Origin of the sequence: Azospira sp. APE16, assembly GCF_047901315.1 — a bacterium.
In the GTDB taxonomy this organism is placed as follows: domain Bacteria; phylum Pseudomonadota; class Gammaproteobacteria; order Burkholderiales; family Rhodocyclaceae; genus Azospira; species Azospira oryzae.
This window is the reverse complement of the sequence record NZ_CP179682.1, coordinates 2,954,437-2,979,788: the sequence shown is the minus strand read 5'-3', so window position 1 is coordinate 2,979,788 and position 25,352 is coordinate 2,954,437. Positions and strand designations below refer to the sequence as shown.

The following is a 25,352-nucleotide window of genomic DNA, read 5'->3' as shown; positions in this document are numbered from 1 at the left end:
GGCTCTCCGCCATGACCCAAGATCCTTTCCGCTCCCGTCGCCAACGCCTGCTGCAGGCCCTCGGCAACGGCGTCGCCGTCGTCCCCACCGCGCCCGAGCGGGTGCGCAACCGGGATACCCACCATCCCTACCGCTTCGATTCCTACTTCTGGTATCTCACCGGTTTTCCCGAGCCCGATGCGGTGCTGGTGCTGGTGGGCGGGGCCGAGCCCCAGTCCCTGCTCTTCTGCCGCGAGAAAAACGAGGAGCGGGAAATCTGGGACGGCTTCCGCTATGGTCCCGAGGCCGCCCGGGAAGCCTTCGGTGTCGACGCCGCCTATCCCATCGGCGAACTGGACGGCCGCCTGGCCGAACTGCTGGCGGACCGGGACTCCCTTTGGCATTCCCTCGGCCATGACAGCGACTGGGATGCCCGCATCGCCGGCGCCCTCAATGCGGTGCGGGCCCAGAGCCGGGCCGGCAAGCGGGTCCCGGCGGAAATCCGCGACCTGCGCGCCGCCCTGGACCGGCAGCGCCTGGTGAAGGACGCCCACGAGCTGGACTGCATGCAGCGCGCCGCCGACATCGCTGCCGCCGGCCATGCCCGGGCCATGGCCCGCTGCCGTCCCGGCCTCGCCGAGTACGAGCTGGAGGCCGAGCTGACCTATGAATTCCGCCGCCGCGGCGCCTCCTCCCACGCCTATCCGCCCATCGTCGCCGGCGGTGCCAACGCCTGCGTCCTGCACTATGTGGAAAACGACAAGCTGCTGGCCGACGGCGCCCTGGTGCTGATCGACGCCGGCTGCGAGGTGGAGGGCTACGCCTCCGACATCACCCGCACCTTCCCCGTCAATGGCCGCTTTTCCGCGGCCCAGCGGGATGTCTATGAAATCGTCCTGGCGGCCCAGGCGGCGGCCATCGACGCCACCCGTCCCGGTGTCGCCTTCATGGCCCCCCACGATGCGGCGGTGCGGGTCCTGACCCGGGGCATGGTGGACCTGGGCCTGCTCAAGGGCGACGTGGATACCCTCGTCGAAGGCAAGGCCTACACCCGTTTCTACATGCACCGCACCGGCCACTGGCTGGGGCTGGACGTGCACGATGCCGGCGAATACAAGGAAGGGGACAACTGGGTGACCCTGCAGCCGGGCATGACCCTCACCGTCGAACCCGGCCTCTACATCCGCCCCGGCGACGACGTGCCGGCCCACCTGCACGGCATCGGCATCCGCATCGAGGACGACGTGGTGGTCACCGCCGACGGCTGCCGCGTCTACACCACGGCGCCCCGCACCGTGGCGGAGATCGAGGCGGTCATGGAGCATCTGTCGTGAGCGCCGCCCCCGATACCGACATCCTGGTCCTGGGCGCCGGCCCGGTGGGCATGACCCTGGCGCTGGCCCTGGCCGCCAGCCGGCACCGGGTGACCCTGGTGGATGCCGCCCCGGCCGACACCGCAGCCGGCGATCCCCGGGCCCTGGCCCTGTCCCACGGCGCCCGCCAGCTGCTGGAAACCCTGGAGGCCTGGAACGCCCGGGCCGCCACCGCCATCGACCACATCCATATCTCCCAGCGGGACGGCTTCGGCCGCGCCGTCATGACCGCGGCCGACTACCAGCTGCCCTCCCTCGGCTACGTCATGCGCTACGGCGACCTGGCCGTGGCCCTGGCCGAACGGGTGGCCCGGACGCCGGCCATCAGCGTCCTGCGCCAGAGCAGGGCCGTGGATTGGCGTGCCGATGGGGCCGGCGTCGGCGTCACCCTGCAGCAGCAGGGCGAGGTGTTGCGCCTGGGCGCCCGTCTGCTGGTCCATGCCGAAGGCACGCCCTACGACGACCCGGCCGTGTCGGTGCGGGATTACCGCCAGCATGCGGTGCTGGCCGAAGTGCGCACCCGGGAACCCCACGGTCGCCAGGCCTGGGAGCGTTTCACCGCCGACGGTCCCCTGGCCCTGCTGCCCCTGGAGGACGGCTACGCCATCGTCTTCACCGTGCCGCCGGCCAAGGCCGACTGGCTCATGGGGCTGGACGACGAGGCCTTCGTCGCCGCCCTGCAGGCCCAGTTCGGCAACCGCCTCACCTTCACCGGCGCCGGCCCCCGGGCCCGCTTCCCCCTGGCCCTGCGCCTGCGCCAGGAGACCGTGGCCCAGCGGGAAGTGTGGGTCGGCAACACCGCCCAGACCCTGCATCCGGTCTCCGGCCAGGGCTTCAACCTGGGCCTGCGCGATGCCTGGGAACTGGCGTCCCTCCTGGCTCCCAGCCCGGACCCCGGGGCTGCGGCAACGCTCCAGGCCTACGCCCGGGGGCGACGGACGGACCGGCAGGGCAGCGCCCTGTTCACCGACGGCATCGTGCGTCTCTTCTCCAACGACATTGCCCCCCTGCGCCTGGCCCGGGGCCTGGGCCTGCTGGCCCTGGACCTGTTCCCGCCGGCCCGCCACTTCGTTGCCAAGCGCATGATCTGGGGCGCCCGCGCCTGGCCTTAACGAACGCTGGGCACCGCCATGGCGGCGTTGCGCCGGTGCTTGTGGGCATTGAGCCCACGGCGCGCCGGAGGCGCTTTGCCCTGACGGTGCCACTGCCCCTTTCCGTGGAATGGAGGCGTGTTTTTGTCTGGCCCGGGCGACTTCCGACGGCGAAAAAGACAGCGGCTTGCCGAAGCTGGGGTAGTCTTTGCTGTCTGTGACTTATTTCACAAATTGGTTTTTGGGGTTCCGCCTGTGCCCCGCAAAGCCGCGCCCCGTCTGGTGACTATTTTTTAGGCAGCGCTTGGGGTAGAATCCGCCCCCTTCCTCACCCCTTTCTTGCCCGGCAATACCTATGGAATTTTGCGGTTTTACCTTGCGCAACAATCTGTTCGTCGCTCCCATGGCGGGGGTCACGGACCGGCCGTTCCGGCAATTGTGCAAGACCCTGGGCGCGGGCCTGGCGGTGTCCGAGATGGTCACCTCCAATTCCCTGCTCTACGGCAGCAAGAAAACCCAGCGCCGCGCCAACCACGAAGGGGAAGTGGCGCCCATTTCCGTGCAGATCGCCGGCGCCGATCCGGCCATGATGGCCGAGGCGGCCAAGTACAACGTGGACAACGGCGCCCAGATCATCGACATCAACATGGGCTGCCCGGCCAAGAAGGTGTGCAACGTCATGGCCGGCTCGGCCCTGATGCAGGACGAGGTGCTGGTGGGCCGCATCCTGGAGGCCGTGGTCGGCGCCGTGCCCGGCACCCCGGTGACCCTCAAGTTCCGCACCGGCTGGAACCGCCTCAACAAGAACGCCCCCACCATTGCCCGCATCGCCGAAGAATCCGGCATCCGCGCCGTGGCCATCCATGGCCGCACCCGGGCCGACCAGTACACCGGCGGGGCCGAATACGAAACCATTGCCCTGGTGAAAAGCCAGATCGGCATTCCGGTGATCGCCAACGGCGACATCACCACCCCGGAAAAGGCCAGGCATGTGCTGGAAGTGACCGGCGCCGACGGCGTCATGATCGGTCGCGCCGCCCAGGGCCGGCCCTGGATTTTCCGCGAGATCGAACACTTCCTGAAGACCGGCGAGCACCTGCCCCCGCCCCGGGTGGAGGAAATCCACCGCATCCTGCAGGAACACCTGCAGGACCTCTATGCCTTCTACGGCATCGAGACCGGGGTGAAGATCGCCCGCAAGCACATCTCCTGGTACACCAAAGGCCTGGTGGGTTCCGCCGCCTTCCGCAAGACCATGAACCAGCTCATGGAACTGGATGCCCAGCAGGCCGCCGTCAACGAATTCTTCGCCAGCCTGGCCCAGGCCGGCGAACACCTGAAGTACGAAGCACCACAACAAGAGCAGGATCACGATCTGGCCGCCTGAGCGGGAGCCGTGCGCTTCCCGGGCAGGCCGGACGCCGCCTCACAGAGGGCGTCAGCAACACACTTTTGGAGAGGTACCTCGGCCATGAGCCGCAATAACAATGATATTTCCGCCTGCGTGTTCGGGGCACTGGAGCAGTATTTCCGGGACCTGGACGGGGAGCGTCCGGCAGCCATCTACGACATGGTCATGCGTAATGTGGAAAAACCCATGCTGCAGATCGTCCTGCAGCAGGCCGGCGGCAACCAGACCCTGGCCGCCGAGATGCTGGGCATCAACCGCAATACCCTGCGCAAGAAACTGGTGGACTACAAGCTCATCTGAGCCCCACCCGGCCCCCTTCCCGTTTCATCGCCATTCACCGTTTTCAATCTTTCACCGCATCCACCATGAAAATCCGTCAAGCCCTCATTTCCGTTTCCGATAAGCGCGGCGTTCTCGAATTCGCCCAAGGCCTGGCCGCCCAAGGCGTCAAGCTCCTGTCCACCGGCGGCACCGCCAAGATGCTGCGCGACGCCGGCCTGGCGGTCACCGAAATCGGCGACTACACCGGCTTCCCGGAAATGCTCGACGGCCGCGTCAAGACCCTGCATCCCAAGGTGCATGGCGGCATCCTGGCCCGCCGCGACCTGCCCGAGCACCTGGCCACCATCGAGCAGCACGGCATCCCCACCATCGACCTGGTGTGCGTGAACCTCTATCCCTTCCGCGAGACCGTGGCCAAGCCCAACGTCACCCTGGAAGATGCCATCGAGAACATCGACATCGGCGGCCCCGCCATGGTCCGTTCCTCCGCCAAGAACTACGCCGGTGTCGCCATCGTCACCGATCCGGCCGACTATCAGCCCCTGCTGGACGAAATGCAGGGCCACGGCGGCGAGCTGTCCCTCAACACCCGCTTCGGTCTGGCCAAGAAGGCCTTCACCCACACCGCCCGCTACGATTCCGCCATCGCCAACTGGCTCACCAGCCTGGACGAGCAGAACCAGCCCCAGCAGTTCCCCGCCGCCTACCACGCCGCCTTCGACCGCGTCGAAGTGCTGCGCTACGGCGAGAACCCCCACCAGCAGGCCGCCTTCTACAAGGACCCGGTGCACACCCCCGGCGCCATCGCCAACTACACCCAGCTGCAGGGCAAGGAACTGTCCTACAACAACATCGCCGACGCCGATGCCGCCTGGGAATGCGTCAAGGTCTTCGACACCCCGGCCTGCGTCATCATCAAGCACGCCAACCCCTGTGGCGTGGCCATCGGCGGCAAGCTGCTGGAAGCCTATGAAAAGGCCTTCAAGACCGACTCCACCTCCGCCTTCGGCGGCATCATCGCCTTCAACGGCACCGTGGACGTGGATGTGGTGAACGCCATGAACGAGCGCAAGCACTTCGTCGAAGTGCTGATCGCCCCGGCCTTCACCCCCGCCGCCAAGGAACTGCTGGCCGGCAAGACCAACCTGCGGGTGCTGGAAGTGCCCCTGCAGCGCGCCTACCACGCCTTCGAATACAAGCGCGTGGGCGGTGGTCTGCTGATCCAGAGTCCGGACATGTTCAACGTCCAGCCCTCCGACCTGAAAGTGGTGACCAAGAAGGCCCCCACCGACGCCCAGCTGGAAGACCTGCTCTTTGCCTACCGCGTCGCCAAGTTCGTCAAGTCCAACGCCATCGTCTTCTGCGGCGGCGGCATGACCCTGGGCGTGGGTGCCGGCCAGATGAGCCGCGTCGATTCCACCAAGATCGCCGCCATCAAGGCCCAGGCCGCCGGCCTCTCCCTGGACGGTTCCTGTGTGGCATCCGACGCCTTCTTCCCCTTCCGCGACGGCGTGGACGTGCTGGCCCAGGCCGGCGCCAAGGCCGTGATCCAGCCCGGCGGCTCCATGCGTGACGCCGAAGTGATCGCCGCTGCCGACGAGCACGGTCTGGCCATGGTGGTCACCGGCGCCCGCCACTTCCGCCATTGATTGCGTGACGGGGCAGCCGGGCTGCCCCGCCGAGCGCATTGGTACAGTACCCAGTGCAATATCTGAGAAGCGCAAAGGACAAACAATGAAACTCCTCGTCATCGGTTCCGGCGGCCGCGAGCACGCCCTGGCCTGGAAGCTGTCCCAGTCCCCCGGCCTGCAGAAGGTCTACGTGGCGCCCGGCAACGCCGGCACCGCCCGGGAAGCGGAACTGGAAAACCTCAACATCACCGATCCGGTGGCCCTGGCCGACTTCGCCGAGAAGGAAAAGATCCACCTCACTCTGGTGGGTCCCGAGGCGCCCCTGGCGGCCGGCGTGGTCAATATCTTCCGCGCCCGGGGCCTGAAGATTTTCGGCCCCACCAAGGAAGCGGCCCAACTGGAATCCTCCAAGGATTTCGCCAAGCGCTTCATGGCCCGCCACAAGATTCCCACCGCCGGCTTCGAGACCTTCTCCGACGCCGCCGCGGCCCACGCCTACGTGGACCGCCAGGGCGCCCCCATCGTCATCAAGGCCGACGGCCTGGCTGCCGGCAAGGGCGTGGTGGTGGCCATGGATCTGGCGGAAGCCCACGCCGCCATCGACCACATGCTCTCCGGCAACGCCCTGGGCGACGCCGGCGCCCGGGTGGTGATCGAGGACTTCCTCGACGGCGAGGAAGCCAGCTTCATCGTCATGGTGGACGGCAAGAACGTGCTGCCCCTGGCCTCCAGCCAGGACCACAAGCGCATCGGCGACGGCGACACCGGCCCCAACACCGGCGGCATGGGGGCCTATTCCCCGGCGCCCGTGGTGACCCCGGAAGTGCACGCCAAGGTCATGCGCGAAATCATCATGCCCACGGTGCGCGGCATGGAAGCCGACGGCATCCCCTTCACCGGCTTCCTCTACGCCGGTCTGATGATCGGCAAGGACGGCTCCGTGAAGACCCTGGAATTCAACTGCCGCATGGGCGACCCGGAAACCCAGCCCATCATGATGCGGCTCAAGTCCGACCTGACCAAGGTCCTGGAGCACGCCATCGCCGGCACCCTGGACCAGGTGGAAGCCGAGTGGGACCGTCGCGTCGCCCTCGGCGTGGTGCTGGCCGCCGCCAACTATCCCGACACGCCGAAGAAGGGCGACGTCATCACCGGCCTGCCGGCCCACGGCAACGCCTTCGGCGACGACGCCCAGGTCTTCCACGCCGGCACCAGCAGCGGGCCCAACGGCGAAGTGCTGACCTCCGGCGGCCGTGTGCTGTGCGTCACCGCCTTGGGCGACAACGTCAAGCTGGCCCAGAAGCGGGCCTACGAGGTGGCCGCCCAGGTGCGCTTCGACGGCGTCCAGTACCGCAAGGACATCGGCTACCGGGCCGTCAGCCGCTGAACCTTTGCGCGCAACACCACACTAAACAGCGGGGCGGCCATGACCGCCCCGTTTCTTTTCCCCTGCGAGAATTCCCCATGAGCCAGCTTCCCAGCAGCGCCCCCGTCCGCGCCTACCTCACCGACCTGCAGAACCGCATCATCGCCGCCCTCGAGGCCCTGGACGGCGGCACCTTCCGCCGCGATGCCTGGCAGCGGCCCCAGGGCGGCAGCGGCGAATCCCGGGTGATCGAGGAGAGCCACCTGTTCGAACGGGGCGGCGTCAATTTCTCCCATGTCACCGGCGGCAACCTGCCGCCGTCGGCCACCGCCAACCGGCCCGAACTGGCCGGCCGCAGTTTCGAGGCCATGGGCGTCTCCCTGGTGCTGCATCCGCGCAATCCCTACTGCCCCACGGCCCATATGAACGTGCGCTTCTTCATCGCCACGGCAGAGGGCCAGGAGCCGGTGTGGTGGTTCGGCGGCGGCATGGACCTGACTCCCTACTACGGTTTCGCCGAGGATGCGCGCCACTTCCACCAGACCTGCAAGGACGCCCTGGCGCCCTTTGGCGAGGCGGTGCACCCGCGCTACAAGAAGTGGTGCGACGATTACTTCTTCCTCAAGCACCGCAACGAGCCCCGGGGCGTCGGTGGCGTCTTCTACGACGACCTCAACGAGGGCGGCTTCGAGCGCTGCTTCGACCTCACCCGCAGCGTCGGCGACGCCTTCGTGCCGGCCTACCTGCCCATCCTGGAGCAGCGCCGCCACCTGGCCTACGGCGAGCGGGAACGGGACTTCCAGGCCTACCGCCGGGGCCGCTATGTGGAATTCAACCTGGTGTGGGACCGGGGCACCCTGTTCGGCCTGCAGTCCGGCGGCCGCAGCGAATCCATCCTCATGTCCATGCCGCCCGTGGTCAAGTGGCGCTACGACTGGCAGCCGGAAGCGGGCAGTGCCGAAGCCGCCCTGTACACCGACTTCCTGCCGCCGCGGGACTGGGCCTAAGGCACCCGCCCGGGAGGAAGGCGGGACGCCGTTCTTCAGGGCGTGCCTGCCGAGAATGGCGTGGATACTGGCTGCTGGCCCAGGTCGTGCAACAGCCCGCAGCCCTTCGCCGGCGCCGGCAACGGCCAATAAAAAAGGGAGCCATGGGCTCCCTTTTTTGTCGTCGCGGGCTGGCTTACTTCAGCTTGCCCTTGACCACTTTCACCCGGTCCGGGTGCTTCACCGTCAGGTTGCCGCCACCGCCGGCCAGGTTGCCGCAGGGGCAGGCGCTCTTGATGTGGGGCACCGAGTTGATGACGGTGGTGCAGTCCAGGCACTCGTAGTAGATGTCGCCGCCGGTGGGCAGGTTGGCGGCATCGGGTGCCGGCTCCACTGGGTAGAAATTGTAGATTTTGCGCAGGTCGATGTTGAGCATGACTAGTCCCCGTATACCCTCTGTGTTGTCTGTTTTTCCCTCGTTGGGACAACCATTCTAGCGCGCTTCTCCGTCGTCGCAACAGGCCCCCGTAGGGGCCCGTCGGGCCGTCAGTTGCGGTAGAGGTCCGGGCGCGAGCCCTGGCGGTAGTGGCGGTCGGCTTCGCCGGGGCGCTCCAGCTGGTCCAGCAGCCGGGCCAGTTCCAGGTGGGCGTCGCGGCTTTCTTCCACCGAGAGGGAGGCCTCCAGGTAGTTCTGGGCTTTGCCCCACAGCTTCTGCTGCAGGCACAGCCGGCCCAGGGCCAGGAGCAGGCCGGCGTCCCGGGGGCGCTGCTTGAGCCAGCCCTCGGCCCGGGCGATGCGGGTGGTGAGTTCGCCGGCATCGGTGTCGGCCACGGCCACCTGGCCGTAGATTTCCACCAGGTCCGAATTCCAGTCGTCCTCGTCGCACTTTTCCAGGGTGCTTTCCACCACCTTCAGGGCCTCGGCCTTGGCGTCCAGGCTGAGCAGGGCCCGGGCCACGGTGGCGGCCAGGCGGGGCGAGCCTTCCCGGCTGGGGATGGTGCGCAGGTAGGCGAGCAGGGAAGGGGCGTCTTCCTGGCGCTGGCGGATGTTTTCCCGGTGGGCCTTGAGGATGATTTCCCGGGCCTGTTCCGGCGCCATGGCGTCCCGCTTCTGCAGCTGGCGGGCCAGGCGCAATACCTGTTCCCAGTCCTTGCGGCCCTGCTGGGCCTTCAGCTCCAGGCGCATGGCAGCGATGTGGCGGCCGGCTGTTTCCTGCAGCTGGCGCAGGGCATCGAGGGCACCGCTGAAGTCCCGGGAGTCCAGGCGCATCTCGGCGGTCAGCATGAGGCGGGCCACCTTCAGGTTGTTGTCCCCTTCCGCATCCTTCAGCCACTGGCCTTCCTTGGCGTTTTCGCGCAGGGCGTGGGCGGCCCGGGCCGCCACCAGGGCGGAGAGGCCGGGCACGTAACCGGCGCTGAAGGATTCCTCGGCCCGCTTCATGGACTGGCCGTAGCGGCCTTCGAAGAAGTGGCGCAGGGCGTCCTGCAGGGCGGTGGCGGCCTTGTCCTTGCTGCGCCGTTCGCGGAACTCGCTGACCCGGGCGGGCAGGCCCAGGGTCAGGGAGACCAGGCGCAGCAGGCCGTGCAGCACGGCGAAGGCGGCGATGAGGCCGATGATCAGCAGGTTGAGGGAGACTTCCAGACGCCAGGGCGGGAACACCACCAGCACGTAGCCGTCATTGACCCGGGCCGCCAGGGCCAGGCCGACGGCGGCGGCGAAGAGGGCGAGAATCCAGAACAGGCCTCTCATTTGCGCTCCTTGGCCAGCTTCAGGGTCTTCAGGGCGTTGAGGCTGTCGTTGAGCAGGGGCAGCTCGATGACGATTTCGGTGCCGGCCAGCTGCTTGACGCTGGCGATGGCGGTCTGCACCGACTTGTCGTTGGTGTTGAAGTAGCGCTCCAGCCAGGCCTGGGACATCTTCAGCTCGCTGCGGAAGGTCCACTGGTCCCGGGAAAGCAGGGCCAGGCGGGCATTGAGCAGGCGCAGCTTGAGGTTCTCCCGCAGGAAGAAGCTCTGGGAGGGGGAGAGCAGGGCCGGTTCGGGGCGGTCGAAGCGCTGGATGCGCACCAGACCCTTCACCTCGCTCCACAGGTCCAGGCCCAGGCGCTGCCAGAAGCCGCTAGCGGGCGTACCGTCAGCGGCGGCTTCCTTGGCCTCCTTCTCGGGCTTGGGACGCTCGTCGAAGGCCAGGGCCAGGGTGTCGGTGGCGACGATGATGTTTTCCAGGCGCAGGTTCATGCCGGAAACATCCACATAGGGCGCGGCGCGCAGCTTTTCCAGGTCCCGGTTGATGGTCTTGCGCAGGGCGGTGAACTGGGGCCGTTCGCTGCGGGAGAGGCGGGCGTCGGCGGCCTGCAGGGCCAGGATGGCGCCCTGCACGTTGCCGGCCAGCTGCAGCTGCTGGGCGGCCAGGGTGACGCTCTGCTCGATTTCGGCCAGGGCCGCTTCGTCCCGGTTGCGGGCCAGGTCCTGGTAGAGGTTTTCCAGGGCGGCCTGCTGGTTCTGGGATTCGGCCAGCTTGGCTTCCAGGGCCCCCAGCTTGGCCTGCAGACGGCCCACTTCCTCCTGGGACTGCTTGGCCACGCCCCGGGTTTCCTTGGACAGGCTGTCCGCGTCGGCCAGGCGCTTGGCCAGTTCCTGCTGGGTGTCGGAGAGCTTGATGCGGGTTTCCACCCACTGCCAGCCGGCCAGGCCCAGGGCCACCACGGCGACGCCGATCCAGGGATTACGCCAGGCTTCCTGGCGCGGCTTGGCCAGGGGCGGGGTGGGGGACGCCGCAGGCGTCGTCTCGGCAGGGGCAGGGCTCTCGTTGGGGGGCAGGGAGTCGTTCATGGCTGGGGCCGTGTTGTCTGAAGCGAATTATTGAGCCCAATTATAGGCGCATAAGCCGGCCAATAGGCCCTGGTCGGCAGGGGGCGTGAGGATGACCCGTTGCAGTCCCAGGTCCTTGGCCCCCTGGGCGATGCGCTCGTGGGGGACGAACAGGGGCGTTTGGGCCAGGCGGCGGCGGCCGTCTTCGTCCAGCAACTGCCACAGGTGGCGCAGGGCTTCGCTGGAGGAGATGATGATGGCATCAAGGCGGCCGGCGGTCCAGGCCTGTTCCAGGGCTGCCGTGCCCTGGCTCGGCGGGCGGCGGTGGTAGCAGGTGAGCACGTCCACCGTGGCGCCCCGGGCTTCCAGGGTTTCCCGCAGCAGCTCCCGGCCGCCATCGCCGCGCAGGATCAGCACCTTCTTGCCGGCCACGGCCTCGGCCCGGAATTCCGGCAGTTCCAGCAATGCCTCGGAGTCGAAACGTTCCCTGGGGGCGATGACCCGGTCCAGGCCGAAGCGGGCCCAGGCCTTTTCCGTGCCGGTGCCGACGCCGGCCGGGCGGGTGCCTGCCGGCCAGGGGCCGGCCGCCAGGAGGGTGGGCAGGGCGTGTTCCACCGCATTGGGACTGACGCAGAAGACGATGGCGTAGTCCGCCAGACGGGGGGCCACGGCCTGCAGCGGCGCCGGGTCGGCGGCCTCGATTTCCAGCAGGGGGTAGAGCAGGGGAGTGCCGCCGGCAGCGGCAATGGCCTGGGCCAGGCTGTCCGCCTGGGCCCGGGGCCGGGTGACGACGATGGTGCGGCCGGTCAGGGGCATGTCATTTTTGCCACAGAGGGCACAGAGAACACAGAGGGGAAAACCGAGAGGAGGGAATCCACGTCAGCGGCAACTCTTTGCCTTTGCTTTGCCCTCGCTTTTCTCTGTGTTCTCTGTGCCCTCTGTGGCTAAAAGGTTTTAGTGCTTGGCACAAGCCAGGGCGGCGAGGATTTCGCCGGCGCCCTTGGCCTTCAGGTCCTCGGCCAGCTGGCGGCCCAGGGCGGCGGCTTCCACCGGGGTGCCCCAGGCTTCGCCTTCCACCATCTGCTGGCCGTCCACGCTGGCGACGAAGCCGCGCAGCCAGACCTGGCCGTTTTTCATTTCGGCGTAACCGCCCAGGGGAATCTGGCAGCTGCCGCCCAGGGCCCGGGAGAAGGCCCGCTCGGCGATGACGCAGGCGGCGGTGGTGGCGTCGTTGAGGGGCGCCACCCAGGCGGCGGCATCCAGGCGGTCGGCCCGCACCTCGATGCCCAGGGCGCCCTGGCCGGGGGCCGGCAGGGACTGCTCGGGGGTGAGTACGGAGCGGATGCGGTCTGAGAGGCCCAGGCGGATGAGGCCGGCGGCAGCCAGGATGATGGCGTCGTACTGGCCCTCGTCGAGCTTGCGCAGGCGGGTGTCCAGGTTGCCGCGCAGGCTGCGGATCTGCAGCTTGGGGTACTTGGCCCGCAGGATGGCTTCCCGGCGCAGGCTGGAGGTGCCGACCACGGCGCCTTCCGGCAGGTCTTCCAGGCCGCGGAATTTGTTGGAGACGAAGGCATCCCGGGGATTCTCCCGGGCGGAGATGGCCACCAGGGCGAAGCCCTCGGGCATGTCCATGGGCACGTCCTTCAGGGAGTGCACCGCCAGATCGGCCCGGCCTTCTTCCATGGCCACTTCCAGTTCCTTGATGAACAGGCCCTTGCCGCCGATGGTGGACAGGGGGCGGTCGAGGATCTGGTCGCCCTGGGTGGTCATGCCCAGGATGGAGACTTCGGCGCCGGCGTGGATCTCGGCCAGGCGGTCGCGCACGTGCTCGGCCTGCCACATGGCCAGGCGGGATTCCCGGGAGGCGATGACGATGCGGGAAGGAGTGGTGACAGTAGCGGGCGTAGTGGTCAAAGCGGTCCCCGGAAAAGCGTGAAAATGCCGTGCGGCGGGTGGAAAAAGTGGCGCCCATTCTAGCATGGGGGCGGGGCGCCACTTTGATGCGGCACAAAAGCGCCGTCCCCGGCGCGGCATCGGTGAAAACCCCCATAGGCGCCTCTGTTGCAGCGCAGTAATCTGGCCGGGTCATGATTCGCATCCAAGGAAAAACCGTGTCCCTGCACGCTCCCGCCCCTTCTGCCGACCTCTCTGCCGCCGCCGACAAGGACCAGCCCCTGCGGGAGGACATCCGCCTCCTCGGCCGCCTCCTCGGCGACACCGTGCGCGAACAGGAGGGCGGCGAGGCCTTCACCGCCGTCGAGACCATCCGCCAGATCGCCGTGCGCTTCGCCCGGGACCAGGAGCCGGCGGCCCGGGACGAGCTGGCCGCCATCCTCAACGGCCTGCCCCGGGACACCATGCTCTCCGTGGTGCGGGCCTTCACCTATTTCCTGCACTTCGCCAACATCGCCGAGGACCAGCACCACATCCGCCGCCGCCGCACCCATGAAATCGCCGGCTCCGAGGCGCGGGAAGGCAGTCTGGCCTACGCCCTGGAGCGCCTGGCCGAAGCCGGCGTCGGCGGCGAGGCCCTGGCCGAGGCTCTGGGTCATGCCCTGGTCTCGCCGGTGCTGACGGCCCACCCCACCGAGGTAAGCCGCAAGAGCATCCTGCACTGCCAGCGGGAGGTGGCCCGCCTGCTGGATACCCGGGACCGGGTGGCCATGACCCCGGAAGAGGCGGCCGACAACGACGCCGCCCTGCGCGCCGCCGTGCTCACCCTGTGGCGTACCCGCATGCTGCGGCCCAACCGGCTGGCGGTGGTGGACGAGGTGAAGAACGGCATCAGCTACTACGACGACACCTTCTTCGCCGAACTGCCCCGGCTCTACTGCCAGTTCGAGGATCAGCTGAAATCCCGCTTCCCGGAGCAGTCCTGGGACCTGCCCAATTTCTTCCGCATCGGCAGCTGGATCGGCGGCGACCGGGACGGCAACCCCTTCGTCACCGCCGACATCCTCAAGGAAGCCCTGCGCCTGCAGTCGTCCGCCGCCCTGGATTTCTATCTCGACGAAATCCACGCCCTCGGCGCCGACCTGCCCCTGTCCCAGATGCTGCTGCCCGTGTCGGCGGAGCTGGCGGCCCTGGCCGACCGCTCCCCGGACCGTTCCCCCCACCGGGCGGACGAAGCCTACCGGCGCGCCCTCACCGGCATCTATGCCCGCCTGGCCGCCACCTCCGAATCCCTGGACCGGCACCCGCCGCTGCGCCACGCCGTGGCCGAGAGCGCGCCCTATGACTCGTCCGCCGCCCTGGTGGCCGATCTCCAGGTGCTGGCCGCCTCCCTCGCCGCCCACGGCGCCGGCCTGCTGGCACGGGGCCGCCTGCGCCGCCTGATCCGGGCGGTGCAGGTGTTCGGCTTCCACCTGGCCCCCATCGACCTGCGCCAGAACTCGGACGTGCACGAACGCAGCGTTGCCGAACTGCTGGCCTTGGCCGGCCGCCTGCCTTCCGTCGAAGCCTATTCCGCCCTCGACGAAGCCGCCCGCATCGCCCTGCTGGCGGAGGAAATCGCCAGCCCCCGGCCCCTTTACTCGCCCTACCTGGCGTATTCGGAAGAGACGGCCGGCGAACTGGCCATCTTCTTCGCCGCCCGGGAACTGAAGGCCCGCTACGGCGACGCCGCCCTGCCCAACTGCATCATCTCCAAGACCGACGGCGCCTCTGATCTGCTGGAAGTGGCCCTGCTGGCCAAGGAGGCCGGGCTGCTGATTCCGGGTGCCCAACCGAAGCTGGCGGTGAACATCATTCCCCTGTTCGAGACCATCGACGACCTGCGCCGCTCCGCCCCGGTCATGGCCAGCCTCTTTGCCCTGCCGGCCTACCGGGCCCTGGTGGCCGCCCGGGGCGAGGAGCAGGAGGTGATGCTGGGCTATTCGGACAGCAACAAGGACGGCGGCTTCCTCACTTCCGGCTGGGAGCTGTACAAGGCCGAGATCGACCTGACCCGGGTTTTTGCCGCAGCGGGCGTGCGCCTGCGCCTCTTCCACGGCCGCGGCGGTTCCGTTGGCCGGGGCGGCGGCCCCAGCTACCAGGCCATCCTGGCCCAGCCCGCCGGCGCCGTCTCCGGCCAGATCCGCATCACCGAGCAGGGCGAGGTGATCGCCTCCAAGTACGCCAACCCGGAAGTGGGCCGGCGCAACCTGGAGATTCTCGCCGCCGCCACCCTGGAAGCCACCCTCACCGACCACGAAAATCGGGTGGAGCCGGCCCGGCCCTACCACGCCGTGCTCGACCGCCTTTCCCAGCTGGCCTTTGCCGCCTACCGGGGCCTGGTGTACGAGACCCCGGGCTTTACCACCTATTTCCGCGAATCGACGCCGGTTTCCGAGATCGCCAACCTCAACATCGGCAGCCGCCCGGCCTCGCGCAAGAAGTCGGAGGCCATCGAGGACCTGCGGGCCATTCCCTGGGTCTTCAGTTGGGCCCAGTGCCGCCTCATGCTGCCCGGCTGGTACGGCTTCGGCAGCGCCGTCGAGGCCTGGCTGGGCGAGCACCCGGAAGGGCGGGAGGCGGGTCTGGCCACCCTGCGCAAGATGTACCGCAACTGGCCCTTCTTCCGCACCCTGCTCTCCAACATGGACATGGTGCTGGCCAAGAGCGACATCGCCATCGCTTCCCGCTACGCCGAACTGGTGACCGATGCCGAGCTGCGGGCCTCCATCTTCGGCCGCATCAAGGTCGAGTGGGAGCGCACCCGGGAACTGCTGCTGGCCATCGAGGAGCAGGCCGAACTGCTGGCGGACAACCCGCTCCTGAAGCGCTCCATCCGCAACCGCTTCCCCTACATGGACCCGCTGAATCACCTGCAGGTGGAACTGCTGCACCGCCACCGGGCCGGGGAGACGGACGAGCGCATCCGCCGCGGCATCCACCTCACCATCAACGGGGTGGCCGCCGGTCTGCGCAACAGCGGCTGATATCCCGTCAGGATGTTTTATAAGTAATTGTTTTTACTAATCGTAATCTATTGTGCACTGCGGATTGACTGCAAATAAAGGCTCTCTATAGTGTCGGGCGAGATACGGTAAATACGATTTCATAATTCGTAATTTGTTGCGCCTGGCGGTGGTGCCAGGTGACAGTCGCTGGAAATAGGGGGGCGGGCCGCCAGGCCTTACCCCCTTTTCTGTGCCATGGCCAGGGCAGCAAAAACCGACCTCGATCCAATCAAACACAACGCGAGGGAGTTTTTATGCAGCAGCAAGCACAGGTCATGGAGACCAAGATTGTCATGTCCGACCCCACCGCCCTGGGGGTGTTCGGCCTGGCCACCGTCACTTTCGTCGCCGCCTCCGCCAAACTGGGCTGGACCAGCGGCGTCACCTTCCTGATTCCCTGGGCCCTGTTCCTGGGTTCCATCGCCCAGATCTGGGCCTCCACCATCGACTTCAAGAAGAACAACTACTTCGGCGCCATCGTCCTCGGCGCCTACGGTCTGTTCTGGATTGCCGTGGCCATGCACTGGGCCATCAGCCTGGGCTGGTTCGGCGCGATCGATCCGGCCAAGGCCGATCCGCGCCAGTTTGCCTTCGCCTGTATCGCCTACTTCATCTTCTCCATCTTCATCATGGTGGCGGCCTTCGAGGCCAACAAGGTGTTCGCCGCCATCCTGGTGCTGATCAACGTGCTGCTGCCTTCCCTGGCCCTCACCATGCTGGGCGTGGCCCCCGCCTTCTTCAGCGGCGCCGCCGCCTGGTCCGAGCTGACCATCGGCCTGCTGGGCTTCTATGCCGCCGGCGCCATCTTCCTCAACAGCTACTTCGGCCGCACCCTGCTGCCCCTGGGCAAGCCCCTGGGCCTGATCCGCAAGGGCCCGGCCAAGTAAGCGCCACCATGGCAGCTCCCGCCCAGGCGGCGGGAGCGCCTGCCAGCGGGGCCGGCGAGGGCAACCTCCCCGGCCCCGTTCTTTTGCCATAAAAATATTCCAAAACAATCGTTGGGTCCGGCCCCGGCGCCTTCCTAGACTGGCTGCTGTCCGGCGGCCCTTTGCCGCCTCCCGTCTCCGGAGGCCCCATGCAGCAACCCACCACCCTCATCGCCCACCACGCCCGCTACCGGCCCGAACACGCGGCCGTGGTCTTCGCCGACGGCCGGCAGACCCGGCGCCTCACCTGGCGCCAGTTCCACCGCCGGGTCAATCGCCTGGCCAATGCCCTGCTGGCCCTGGGCATCAAGAAAGGGGACCGGGTGGCGACGGTGCTGCCCAACAGCCTGGAGCTGCTGGAAATCTACTGGGCGGTGCCGCGCATCGGCGCCGTGCTGGTACCTCTCTCGCCCCTGCTCAACGCCGCCGGCCTCGGCAGCCTGCTGGCGGATGCGGGAGCGGCGGCGCTCTTCATCCACCCCGCTGCGGCGGCGGAAGTGGATGGCCTGGGCCAGGCCCTGCCCGCCCTGGCCCGGGAGCGCATCGTGGTGGTGGGGGAGGGCGATCCCTCATCTGCCACGCCCTTGGATTCCGGGACTTTCCCGGGTGACCATCCCGCCTATGCTGCCCTCACCGCAGCGGCTTCCGAGGACGAGCCGGCCGTGCCCCACCCCGCCGGCGACGACATCTTCGCCATCATGTATTCCAGCGGCACCACGGGCCAGCCCAAGGGCATCCTGCAGTCCCACGCCTGCCGCGCCGCCTATTGCACCCTGCTGGCCTCCACCTGGCGCATGACGCCGGAGTCGGTGGTGCTGCACAGCGGCGGCATCGTCTTCAACGGCGCCCTGCTGACCATGTTCCCCGCCTTCTACCTGGGGGCCACCTATGTCCTGGCCGGGGCCTTCGATGCGGCCCTGGCCATCGACCTGATTGCGCAGGAAAAGGTGACGCACACGGTGGTGGTGCCCTCCCAGATCGTCGCCATCCTGGACCACCCGGATTTCGCCGCGGAGAAGCTGGCCAGCATCGAGACCTTCCTCTCCGTCGGGGCCCCCCTGCTGCAGGAGCGCAAGCAGGCTTTGAACCGGCTCCTGCCCAACCGCTTCTACGAGCTGTACGGCCTCACCGAAGGCTTCATCACCGTGCTCGACCGCAGCCAGTCCCTGCGCAAGCCCCTCTCGGTGGGTACCCCGCCCCAGTTCTACGAGCTGCGCATCGTCGGCGAGGACGGCCGCGACCTGCCCCCCGGTGAAGTGGGGGAGGTGGTGGGCAAGGGACCCATCCTCATGAGTGGCTACTACAACCGGCCCGAGCTGACGGCCCAGGCCCTGAAGGATGGCTGGCTGCATACCGGCGACCTGGGCTACCGGGACGAGGAGGGCTACCTGCACCTGGTGGACCGCAAGAAGGACATGATCGATTCCGGCGGGGTCAAGGTGTACCCCAAGGACATTGAGGAGGTGGCCGCCCGCCACCCGGCGGTGCGGGAGGTGGCGGTGTTCGGCATTCCCCACGACAAATGGGGCGAGACGCCCCATGCCGCCATCGTCCTGCGGCAGCCGGCGGCGGCGAGCCCAACGGAACTGCGGGACTGGGTGAACGAGCGGGTGGCGGCCAAGTACCAGCGCCTGCATTCGGTGGAGATCGTCCCCGATTTTCCGCGCAACGCCGCCGGCAAGACCTTGAAGCGCACCCTGCGGGACCCCTGGTGGGCCGGGCGGGAGCGGCAGATCTAGGGACAGGCGCGGAGCCACCAGGGTGCGTGGCTGCAAACCTAGAAGGGACGGCCATCTCCGCCATGCCATGCCGGAGATGACCGTCCCTTCTGCCTCTTGGCAGGGCTTGTGTTCGGCGGCCGGCGCCCCCATTTCCTCCGGCATTGCTTGATGACGTTCTGTGTCGTCGTTGTAACACCTTGTAAGGTCAGGCGCATGGCGGCGGATTTTCGGTAGTCTTCTGCCGTGCCCCAACTTTTGGAGGATATAAGACCATGACCAAAATCCCCTTCCGTCCCCTGCCGTTCCGTTTCTCCCGCAGCGTCGCCGCCTTTGCCGCCGGCGGCCTGCTGGCCTTCGTCGCCGCCCAGGCCGACCTGTCCCTGATCTCCCGCTCCAACGCCGCCCCCGCCACGGTTGCCGCCGCCTCCGCCGCGGCCGTCCCAGGGCCCGCCGCCGGCGCGCCCCTGGCCGCTTTGCCGGACTTTTCCGCCCTGGTGGAGCAGGTGGGTTCGGCGGTGGTGAACATCTCCACCGTGACCCTGGCCAAGAACAGCAACGTCAGCGGCATCAATCCCAACGACCCCTTCTACGACTTCCTGCGCCGCTTCGGCATCGCCCCCGGCATGGGCTCCCAGCAACCCCAGGAAAGCCGCGGCATCGGCTCCGGCTTCATCGTCAGCGCCGACGGCTACGTGCTGACCAACGCCCACGTGGTGGCCGATGCCGACGAGGTGGCGGTGAAGCTCACCGACAAGCGGGAATTCAAGGCCAAGGTGGTGGGCATCGACCGCCGCAGCGACGTGGCCCTGATCAAGATCGCCGCCAGCAACCTGCCCACGGTGCGCATCGGCAGCCCGGACCGCCTCAAGGTGGGCGAGTGGGTGGCCGCCATCGGCGCCCCCTTCGGCTTCGAGAACTCCGTCACCGCCGGCATCGTCAGCGCCAAGTCCCGGGCCCTGCCGGACGAGACCTACGTGCCCTTCATCCAGACCGACGTGGCCATCAACCCGGGCAATTCCGGCGGCCCCCTGTTCAACCTCAAGGGCGAGGTGGTGGGCATCAACTCCCAGATCTACAGCCGTTCCGGCGGCTACCAGGGCATCTCCTTCGCCATTCCCATCGACGTCGCCATGAAGGTCAAGGAGCAGCTGCAGAAGACCGGCAAGGTGCAGCGCGGCCGCCTCGGCGTCACCATGCAGCCGGTGACCAAGGAGCTGGCCGAATCCTTCGGCCTGGCCAAGCCCGTGGGCGCCCTGGTGACCGGAGTGGACCGCAGCAGCCCGGCGGACAAGGCCGGCCTGCAGCCCGGCGACGTCATCATCGCCCTGGACGGCGTGCCCATCGAGGAGGCCACCGACCTGCCACGCAAGGTGGGCGACAGCGCCCCCGGCACCAAGCTCGGCCTCACCGTGCTGCGGGACGGCAAGCGCCTGGAGAAGCAGGCCGTGCTGGCCGCCATGCCCAGCGAGACGGCGCCCCAGGCCCGGGGCGAGAGCGCCGGCGGCGGCCGCGTCGGTCTCGCCGTGCGTTCCCTCTCCCGGGAAGAGGCGGCGGCCCTGGGTAGCAGCGGCGTGGTGGTGGTGGGGGTGAACGGCCCCGCCGCCCGGGCCGGCCTGCAGGAAGGGGACGTGGTCCTGGCGGTGAACAACACCCGGGTCTCCTCCCCGGCCCAGCTCAAGGAACTGCTGGACCAGGCCGGCAAGCGCTTCGCCCTGCTTATCCAGCGGGAGGACGCCCGCCTCTACGTGCCGGTGCGCACCGACTGAGGCCGCCGGCTTCTACTCCCCGCGGGGCCCGGGCTATAGTGACAAGCCCGGGCCCTTTTTCTTGGCCCCAACCCTAATTCCCCGCTGCCTCCGGAGCCGCCCATGGACCTTGCCCAGCTGACCGATGCCCTGCAACGGGACGCCGCCTGGGTGGTCTTCCTCAACGTGCTGCTGCAGCAACTGGGGCTGCCGGTGCCGGCGGTGCCGACCCTGCTGCTGGCCGGCAGCCTGGCCGCCTCGCCCCTGCACGGTTTGCAATTGCTGGCCGCCGCCGTGCTGGCCTCGGTCCTGGCGGACTGGGTGTGGTACCTGGCCGGACGCAGCTTCGGCTACCGGGTCCTGGCCGGCCTCTGCCGCCTCTCCATCAACCCGGGCTCCTGCGTCAGCGCCACGGAAGCCCGCTTCACCCGCTGGGGCGCCTGGTCCCTGGTGCTGGCCAAGTTCATCCCCGGCTTCTCCACCGTGGCCCCGCCCATCGCCGGCTCCCTGCGCCTGGCCCTGCCGTCCTTCCTCGCCGCCGCCGCCCTGGGCGCGGCCCTGTGGGCCGGCGGCGCCATCCTGGCCGGCTGGTGGCTGCGGGGCGAACTGCAGCAGGTGCTGGCCCGCCTGCAGGGCAACGGGAACCTGGCCGTGACGCTGCTCTTGGCCCTGATGGGCCTGTGGCTGGGCTGGAAGTTCTGGCAGAAATACCGTTTCGAGAAGCTGTCCGCCATTCCCCACCTCACCCCGGCGGAACTGGCCGAAGCCCTGCAGTCCGCCGCCCCGCCCCTGTTCCTCGACCTGCGCGGCGAGGCCATGATCCGGGAGACGGGCCTTCTCCCCGGCGCCACCGCCGCCACCCTGGACGACCTGGCGGAGCGGGCCGCCCACTGGCCCCGGGAGGCCCTGGTGGCGACCCTGTGCAACTGCCCCGCCGATGCCAGCGCCGTGCAGGCCGCCCGCCGCCTGATGGCCCTGGGCTACCGCAACGTGCGCCCGGTGCGGGGCGGCTACGAGGCCTGGCTGGCCCTGCAGGCCGGAGGTGGCGCCATGGCGGCCGTCGCCGACGAGGCTTCCAGCGGCGGCCTCTCCCGCCCATAATCGTTGCCGGCCATGACGTCGGGTTGGCGTCGCGGCCGTCCATAACGATTCAGGGAGAACATCATGCTGCTCGTCTACATCTACGTTTTCTGGTTGCTCTTCATCGTCACCATGGCCGGCAAGGCCGCCTGGCCCAAACTGACCACGGTGCCCCGGGTGCTGATCGCCCCCGCCGCCCTGGTGGCCCTGTTCCTCGACGTCTTCTTCAACATCTTCATCGCCACCATCCTCTTCCTCGACCTGCCCCGGGAATGGACCTTCACCCAGCGCCTGGAACGCTACAAGCCCGACCAAAGCTGGCGCGGCCGTCTGGCCCGCTGGATCTGCAGCAACCTGCTCGATCCCTTCCAGGTGGGCGGCCACTGCCATTGAGAGGGGGCGGGGCCGGTAGAATGGCGCACACAATAATCAGGAGACGCCCATGACCCAAGCCCCGTCCGCCAAGCCCGACCACCAGCGCCCGGAACTGCCCGACTTCTGGGACAAGCGCTTTTCCGCCGGCGCCACGCCCTGGGACCACGGCCGCGCCCCGGCGGAACTGGAGGCCCTGCTGCCGCCCCCCGGCAGCGCCACGCCGCCGCGCATCCTGGTGCCCGGCTGCGGCCACGCCCGGGAGGCCGCCTGGCTCGACCAGCGCGGCTGGGCGGTGACGGCCCTGGACTTCGCCCCCGCCGCCATCGCCGCCGCCCGGGAAGTCCTCGGCGAGTGGGGCGGCGAACTGCGCTGCGCCGACTTTTTCGATTTCCCCGTGGAAGCAGCCTACGACGTGGTGTACGAACGGGCCTTCCTCTGCGCCCTGCCGCGCAAGCTGTGGCCCGGCTACGGCCCCCGGGCGGCCGAACTGGTGCGCCCCGGCGGCTATCTGGCCGGCTTCTTCTTTTTCAGCGACGAGCCCAAGGGCCCGCCCTTCGGCATCGGTGTGGCGGAGCAGGAAGCACTGCTGTCCCCCTGGTTCGAGCGCATGGTCGACGCGCCCGCCCAGGCCCCCATCCCGGTCTTCGCCGGCGGCGAGCGCTGGCAGGTGTGGCGCCGCCGCTAGTCGTCGCTGCTACTCCCTGCCGCCGGATCGCCGGCGCCCCTTTTTTGACCAGGATCAGGGCGGGCGCCGTATACCCGAGTAATCTGCTTGGTTATGAACGGGCCGGTCCCGTCGTTTCCGGTGAATCCCCATGGCCAAGAAATTCCCCCTCCATCCCAAGCACCCCGAGCGCATCTGCTGGGGGTGCGACAAGTATTGCTCCACGGACAACCTGCAATGCGGCAACGGCTCCAGCCGCACCCAGCACCCGATGGAATTGTTGGGGGAGGATTGGTATGAGCATGGGGATTGGGGGATTGAGGTGGACAAGGGGGAGGATGATCCTTCCACTTCGGGATCGGGTTCTGGTTCGGCGGTTTGAGGTTTGGGGATTGGGGATTGGGGATTGGGGATTGGGGATTGGTTGGGCGTGGTTTGTTGATTTACGGCTGGGTTCCGCCGTTGCCCGGCGGGCGTACTTTTCTTAACCGCTAAGAAAAGTAGCCAAAAGAAGGCGGACCCTCACCCCCGGCCCTGCGGGCTTCCCTGCGCTGCTCAGTCGGACGGGGCGGCTGCGGAACTCGGCCCTGCGGGCCTCAGACAGTCCTCGCCGAAAGCCCCCCGCCCGCCTTGCGCTGCTCGGCGGGGGTGGGGGGGTGAAAATCCGGTGGCGTGGCGAGTGCGGTCGCATCGGTTGGGAGTGGCCGATTCAGTTTAGTCGGATATGCTGTTAGCGATTTTTGGTTGCGGTTTGGGTGTGCTAACGGTAAGTTTTTGTATGTCTAGGTTCGCTAATTTCTGGCCGAATCAGCAAATTTTTGGGGGCCGAATCCACCACAGGATGATCCATCTAGATTTTTGCTATCCCACGATATTGGGCCTTTTCGTTTACTACTAGTTTTACCTCATGAGCTATTGGCCATGGATCTACTTCCCAAGATTCGGCAAGTCCTCGAAGCCGAACCGAACGAGGTACAACTCGACAAGTACCTTGCGGATGTCAAAGAGAGCTTGGCATCAAGCAATAAGCAGTTCTTGAGCTTCGGCCTTGCAATGCTGATTTCCTTAGTCACGTATCACCTCGTTGTGTACGAAGGCGCGCCCTCCCAGTCATTTGAAGGTTTGTCTCTATCAAACAGTGCATCCCTTCAAAAGGTCTTTCTGGTTGTTCCTGCGGCACTGATGTGCGCAATGTCGAGCATCGGGTTCCTAAGACGGTGTCAGCGAGAGGTATATGACTACCTAGTGATCTCCCGCTACCGACCGCTTGCCAAAACTGGCCTCCATGAACTGCGTCTACCTTCAGATTACATTCTCGGTCTCTTTTACCTAAAGACTGAAGGGGGGCTGGTAGGTAGGGTTCTTAGCGGATCAGTAATGTTATTGGTCTCGCTTGTATTTACCTATTGGCCTGCCGTCTACATTGCGCAAGCAGCGGGTGAAAGTGTTGCGCGCCACGGTCTGGCTGATCCACTTGCTTTAGGCGGTGCTATCGTCGCAGTGCTTCTAACTGGTGCTGCTGTTGGTATAGCCTTTTTGGCGGGGCGTGTCCGTGCATGACGCCCAATTCTGAAGTCAGCTGGACATACCGAATAAAGCTGTGACAGGCCTGGTACTTCAAAGGTCAGAGATGTCCGCACGCTGCCCTGTGCGGCGCCGAGCAACGGAGCTTGCGGCGGAACAAGGGCGAGCGCTGTCTGAGGGCCGTCAGGCCCGAGTTGCGCAGCCCCCGCTAGGGGCATTCGCGCATCAAAGCCCCAGCATTTTTCGTGCTTGTTGGGTTGTGTATCGCCAAGGTTTGGCTGGAATGGTTTTGAGTGTTTCCAGGGCTGTCACCTGGTCGAAATCGGGCCACTCCTTCCGAACGCGCTTTAGTGTTCCTGACATCATTTCATCTGGCGGGAGTACGGGCTGCGGCGGCATCAGAGTATCGAAGGGCGGGGCCATCAGTTCATGGTCGAGCTTCGGATTTGACAGTCCTTCCAGTTCGCGTAGCCGCATTAGCAGATGAATCTCCAGCGGCGTACGCATGATGCGGAAATCACCGAAATCGAAGAAAGTACGGGAGGTGTCCTTCTTGGCCTCATGGGCGTGGTGTTCGCAGGCGGCCTGCAGCCAGGGCTTTAGCGCCTCGGGATCGGGCTCTCGCCAGCGCTCCAGCAATCCTTCATAGAGTGGCAACTCATACGCCCATTCGAGAAAGGGGTGGCTGACATCACCCCGCCAGTCGGCAAAGAGGCGCAGCATGAAGGTGTGGGCATGTTTGCGAGAAACACCATATTTGCACAGTTGATGCCCCTGGTTTAGCGCTGCATGGGTCAGATAGCCTTGATAGATGGACTGGTCAGTCCAGCCGAGCATGAAGCTATAGGCCATGTTATTCGTCATGCGTTCGATATTCTGCATCTGCAAGCCTTGGCCATCTTGCGTCGCTGTCATCTTGGTATGCCAGAAGTAATCTAGTGTGTCGTAAAACAGGTAATAACGAAGCATGGTCGCCATCTGCGATTGCCAGTCTGGCTGTATCTCCATTGCAGAGACCAACGCTTGGCATTCGTCATAGAGGGCGACGAAGTAGTAGTCCAGGAAAACAATAGATTTCAGCTTGCTCTGATGCTCATTACGCGGAGCGTAATTGTTATAGGCCAGTACATCTGCCATTGGCGGCCTTGGATCGTTCCGTCTTGTCCTTTCGATCCATACCTTGCGCGATACCCAACGGGGCTTGAGGCCCTGAGGAATATCCCTGAAATCGACCATATTTTTGTCCATTGGCTGATCTTAACCGGCGGTGTACCGCTTGGGCTACTTGCGCCAGGAATCAGTAACCCGCGCGTCAGGCGCGGAACACAGCGGCCAAACACCCCGCCACGCTTGAGGCGCCGACAAGGCCTCAAACCCACCTCGGCCACACCCCAACAAAAACGGCCCTCCCAGCCACCCCATGGCCGAAAGAGCCGTCCTTGCTGCCT

The 25,352-nt window shown here is 67.0% G+C and carries 22 protein-coding genes; 16 read left to right on the top strand and 6 right to left on the bottom strand.

Annotated elements, in window-relative coordinates:
* The first annotated feature begins 11 nt into the window (after positions 1-11).
* From pepP to hemF, 7 genes are all read left to right on the top strand, one after another.
* Entirely contained in the window at positions 12-1,313 is a 1,302-nt protein-coding gene (gene pepP, locus ACLSSQ_RS14215; RefSeq protein WP_416243060.1) for a Xaa-Pro aminopeptidase, read from the top strand.
* On the top strand, positions 1,310-2,464 hold the full coding sequence (locus tag ACLSSQ_RS14210; RefSeq protein ID WP_416243059.1) for an FAD-dependent monooxygenase: 1,155 nt from the start codon (positions 1,310-1,312) through the stop codon (positions 2,462-2,464). The genes pepP and ACLSSQ_RS14210 overlap by 4 nt, the downstream gene beginning before the upstream one ends.
* A 334-nt stretch (positions 2,465-2,798) precedes the next feature.
* Positions 2,799-3,830: a tRNA dihydrouridine synthase DusB gene (gene dusB, locus ACLSSQ_RS14205; protein ID WP_416243058.1), complete on the top strand. Its 1,032-nt coding sequence runs from the start codon at positions 2,799-2,801 to the stop codon at positions 3,828-3,830.
* Positions 3,831-3,914: 84 nt separating this feature from the next.
* Complete coding sequence (locus ACLSSQ_RS14200; RefSeq protein WP_014236682.1) at positions 3,915-4,154, top strand: helix-turn-helix domain-containing protein; 240 nt, start codon at positions 3,915-3,917, stop codon at positions 4,152-4,154.
* A 65-nt stretch (positions 4,155-4,219) separates the two neighbouring features.
* Positions 4,220-5,785 (top strand): bifunctional phosphoribosylaminoimidazolecarboxamide formyltransferase/IMP cyclohydrolase, encoded by a 1,566-nt coding sequence (gene purH / locus ACLSSQ_RS14195; protein ID WP_014236683.1) that lies wholly within the window; start codon positions 4,220-4,222, stop codon positions 5,783-5,785.
* Between the two features lie 85 nt (positions 5,786-5,870).
* Positions 5,871-7,154 carry a phosphoribosylamine--glycine ligase gene (purD, locus tag ACLSSQ_RS14190; protein WP_014236684.1) on the top strand — a complete coding sequence of 428 codons (1,284 nt, stop codon included), beginning with the start codon at positions 5,871-5,873 and terminating at the stop codon, positions 7,152-7,154.
* Positions 7,155-7,231: 77 nt separating this feature from the next.
* Complete coding sequence (gene hemF / locus ACLSSQ_RS14185) at positions 7,232-8,140, top strand: oxygen-dependent coproporphyrinogen oxidase (RefSeq protein ID WP_416243057.1); 909 nt, start codon at positions 7,232-7,234, stop codon at positions 8,138-8,140.
* A gap of 175 nt (positions 8,141-8,315) precedes the next feature.
* Here hemF and ACLSSQ_RS14180 read toward each other — a convergent pair whose 3' ends face one another.
* From ACLSSQ_RS14180 to hemC, 5 genes are all read right to left on the bottom strand, one after another.
* A complete protein-coding gene (locus tag ACLSSQ_RS14180) occupies positions 8,316-8,555 on the bottom strand; it encodes a hypothetical protein (protein WP_416243056.1) in 240 nt (79 codons plus the stop codon).
* A gap of 110 nt (positions 8,556-8,665) precedes the next feature.
* Positions 8,666-9,868 carry a heme biosynthesis HemY N-terminal domain-containing protein gene (locus tag ACLSSQ_RS14175; RefSeq protein WP_416243055.1) on the bottom strand — a complete coding sequence of 401 codons (1,203 nt, stop codon included), beginning with the start codon at positions 9,866-9,868 and terminating at the stop codon, positions 8,666-8,668.
* Complete coding sequence (locus ACLSSQ_RS14170) at positions 9,865-10,950, bottom strand: uroporphyrinogen-III C-methyltransferase (protein ID WP_130460050.1); 1,086 nt, start codon at positions 10,948-10,950, stop codon at positions 9,865-9,867. The genes ACLSSQ_RS14175 and ACLSSQ_RS14170 overlap by 4 nt, the downstream gene beginning before the upstream one ends.
* Before the next feature lie 27 nt (positions 10,951-10,977).
* Positions 10,978-11,745: a uroporphyrinogen-III synthase gene (locus ACLSSQ_RS14165; protein WP_416243054.1), complete on the bottom strand. Its 768-nt coding sequence runs from the start codon at positions 11,743-11,745 to the stop codon at positions 10,978-10,980.
* A 138-nt stretch (positions 11,746-11,883) separates the two neighbouring features.
* Positions 11,884-12,843 (bottom strand): hydroxymethylbilane synthase, encoded by a 960-nt coding sequence (gene hemC, locus ACLSSQ_RS14160; RefSeq protein ID WP_130460048.1) that lies wholly within the window; start codon positions 12,841-12,843, stop codon positions 11,884-11,886.
* Between the two features lie 197 nt (positions 12,844-13,040).
* Between hemC and ppc the strand changes: the two genes are divergently transcribed.
* The 9 genes from ppc (at position 13,041) to ACLSSQ_RS14115 (ending at position 23,940) form a co-directional block, all read left to right on the top strand.
* Entirely contained in the window at positions 13,041-15,848 is a 2,808-nt protein-coding gene (gene ppc, locus ACLSSQ_RS14155) for a phosphoenolpyruvate carboxylase (protein ID WP_416243053.1), read from the top strand.
* 275 nt (positions 15,849-16,123) lie between these two features.
* Positions 16,124-16,756, top strand: coding sequence for an acetate uptake transporter (locus tag ACLSSQ_RS14150; RefSeq protein ID WP_416243052.1), 633 nt, complete (start codon positions 16,124-16,126; stop codon positions 16,754-16,756).
* Positions 16,757-16,944: 188 nt separating this feature from the next.
* On the top strand, positions 16,945-18,534 hold the full coding sequence (locus ACLSSQ_RS14145; protein WP_416243051.1) for a class I adenylate-forming enzyme family protein: 1,590 nt from the start codon (positions 16,945-16,947) through the stop codon (positions 18,532-18,534).
* A 254-nt stretch (positions 18,535-18,788) separates the two neighbouring features.
* On the top strand, positions 18,789-20,282 hold the full coding sequence (locus ACLSSQ_RS14140; RefSeq protein WP_416243050.1) for a DegQ family serine endoprotease: 1,494 nt from the start codon (positions 18,789-18,791) through the stop codon (positions 20,280-20,282).
* A 102-nt stretch (positions 20,283-20,384) separates the two neighbouring features.
* Positions 20,385-21,362, top strand: a complete 978-nt coding sequence (locus tag ACLSSQ_RS14135; protein ID WP_416243049.1) for a VTT domain-containing protein — start codon at positions 20,385-20,387, stop codon at positions 21,360-21,362.
* Positions 21,363-21,425: 63 nt separating this feature from the next.
* A complete protein-coding gene (locus tag ACLSSQ_RS14130; RefSeq protein WP_014236696.1) occupies positions 21,426-21,734 on the top strand; it encodes a hypothetical protein in 309 nt (102 codons plus the stop codon).
* Between the two features lie 49 nt (positions 21,735-21,783).
* Entirely contained in the window at positions 21,784-22,401 is a 618-nt protein-coding gene (locus ACLSSQ_RS14125; protein ID WP_416243048.1) for a methyltransferase domain-containing protein, read from the top strand.
* 130 nt (positions 22,402-22,531) lie between these two features.
* On the top strand, positions 22,532-22,762 hold the full coding sequence (locus tag ACLSSQ_RS14120) for a DUF3079 domain-containing protein (protein WP_152090662.1): 231 nt from the start codon (positions 22,532-22,534) through the stop codon (positions 22,760-22,762).
* Between the two features lie 539 nt (positions 22,763-23,301).
* Complete coding sequence (locus tag ACLSSQ_RS14115; RefSeq protein WP_416243047.1) at positions 23,302-23,940, top strand: hypothetical protein; 639 nt, start codon at positions 23,302-23,304, stop codon at positions 23,938-23,940.
* A gap of 189 nt (positions 23,941-24,129) precedes the next feature.
* On the opposite strand, the gene ACLSSQ_RS14110 is transcribed toward ACLSSQ_RS14115, so the two are convergent.
* Positions 24,130-25,152 carry a hypothetical protein gene (locus ACLSSQ_RS14110; RefSeq protein WP_416243046.1) on the bottom strand — a complete coding sequence of 341 codons (1,023 nt, stop codon included), beginning with the start codon at positions 25,150-25,152 and terminating at the stop codon, positions 24,130-24,132.
* Between the last annotated feature and the right edge of the window lie 200 nt (positions 25,153-25,352).

What these genes read in the sequence shown, in the direction of transcription:
- hemF (WP_416243057.1), top strand. Translation starts at nt 7,232, where the DNA reads ATGAGCCAGCTTCCCAGCAGCGCCCCCGTCCGCGCCTACCTCACCGAC.
- ACLSSQ_RS14170 (WP_130460050.1), bottom strand. Translation starts at nt 10,950, where the DNA reads ATGAACGACTCCCTGCCCCCCAACGAGAGCCCTGCCCCTGCCGAGACG.
- purH (WP_014236683.1), top strand. Translation starts at nt 4,220, where the DNA reads ATGAAAATCCGTCAAGCCCTCATTTCCGTTTCCGATAAGCGCGGCGTT.
- ACLSSQ_RS14135 (WP_416243049.1), top strand. Translation starts at nt 20,385, where the DNA reads ATGGACCTTGCCCAGCTGACCGATGCCCTGCAACGGGACGCCGCCTGG.
- ACLSSQ_RS14150 (WP_416243052.1), top strand. Translation starts at nt 16,124, where the DNA reads ATGCAGCAGCAAGCACAGGTCATGGAGACCAAGATTGTCATGTCCGAC.
- ACLSSQ_RS14145 (WP_416243051.1), top strand. Translation starts at nt 16,945, where the DNA reads ATGCAGCAACCCACCACCCTCATCGCCCACCACGCCCGCTACCGGCCC.
- ACLSSQ_RS14125 (WP_416243048.1), top strand. Translation starts at nt 21,784, where the DNA reads ATGACCCAAGCCCCGTCCGCCAAGCCCGACCACCAGCGCCCGGAACTG.
- purD (WP_014236684.1), top strand. Translation starts at nt 5,871, where the DNA reads ATGAAACTCCTCGTCATCGGTTCCGGCGGCCGCGAGCACGCCCTGGCC.
- ACLSSQ_RS14200 (WP_014236682.1), top strand. Translation starts at nt 3,915, where the DNA reads ATGAGCCGCAATAACAATGATATTTCCGCCTGCGTGTTCGGGGCACTG.
- ACLSSQ_RS14130 (WP_014236696.1), top strand. Translation starts at nt 21,426, where the DNA reads ATGCTGCTCGTCTACATCTACGTTTTCTGGTTGCTCTTCATCGTCACC.
- ACLSSQ_RS14180 (WP_416243056.1), bottom strand. Translation starts at nt 8,555, where the DNA reads ATGCTCAACATCGACCTGCGCAAAATCTACAATTTCTACCCAGTGGAG.
- ACLSSQ_RS14115 (WP_416243047.1), top strand. Translation starts at nt 23,302, where the DNA reads ATGGATCTACTTCCCAAGATTCGGCAAGTCCTCGAAGCCGAACCGAAC.
- ACLSSQ_RS14140 (WP_416243050.1), top strand. Translation starts at nt 18,789, where the DNA reads ATGACCAAAATCCCCTTCCGTCCCCTGCCGTTCCGTTTCTCCCGCAGC.
- ACLSSQ_RS14120 (WP_152090662.1), top strand. Translation starts at nt 22,532, where the DNA reads ATGGCCAAGAAATTCCCCCTCCATCCCAAGCACCCCGAGCGCATCTGC.
- ACLSSQ_RS14165 (WP_416243054.1), bottom strand. Translation starts at nt 11,745, where the DNA reads ATGCCCCTGACCGGCCGCACCATCGTCGTCACCCGGCCCCGGGCCCAG.
- dusB (WP_416243058.1), top strand. Translation starts at nt 2,799, where the DNA reads ATGGAATTTTGCGGTTTTACCTTGCGCAACAATCTGTTCGTCGCTCCC.
- pepP (WP_416243060.1), top strand. Translation starts at nt 12, where the DNA reads ATGACCCAAGATCCTTTCCGCTCCCGTCGCCAACGCCTGCTGCAGGCC.
- ACLSSQ_RS14175 (WP_416243055.1), bottom strand. Translation starts at nt 9,868, where the DNA reads ATGAGAGGCCTGTTCTGGATTCTCGCCCTCTTCGCCGCCGCCGTCGGC.
- ACLSSQ_RS14110 (WP_416243046.1), bottom strand. Translation starts at nt 25,152, where the DNA reads ATGGACAAAAATATGGTCGATTTCAGGGATATTCCTCAGGGCCTCAAG.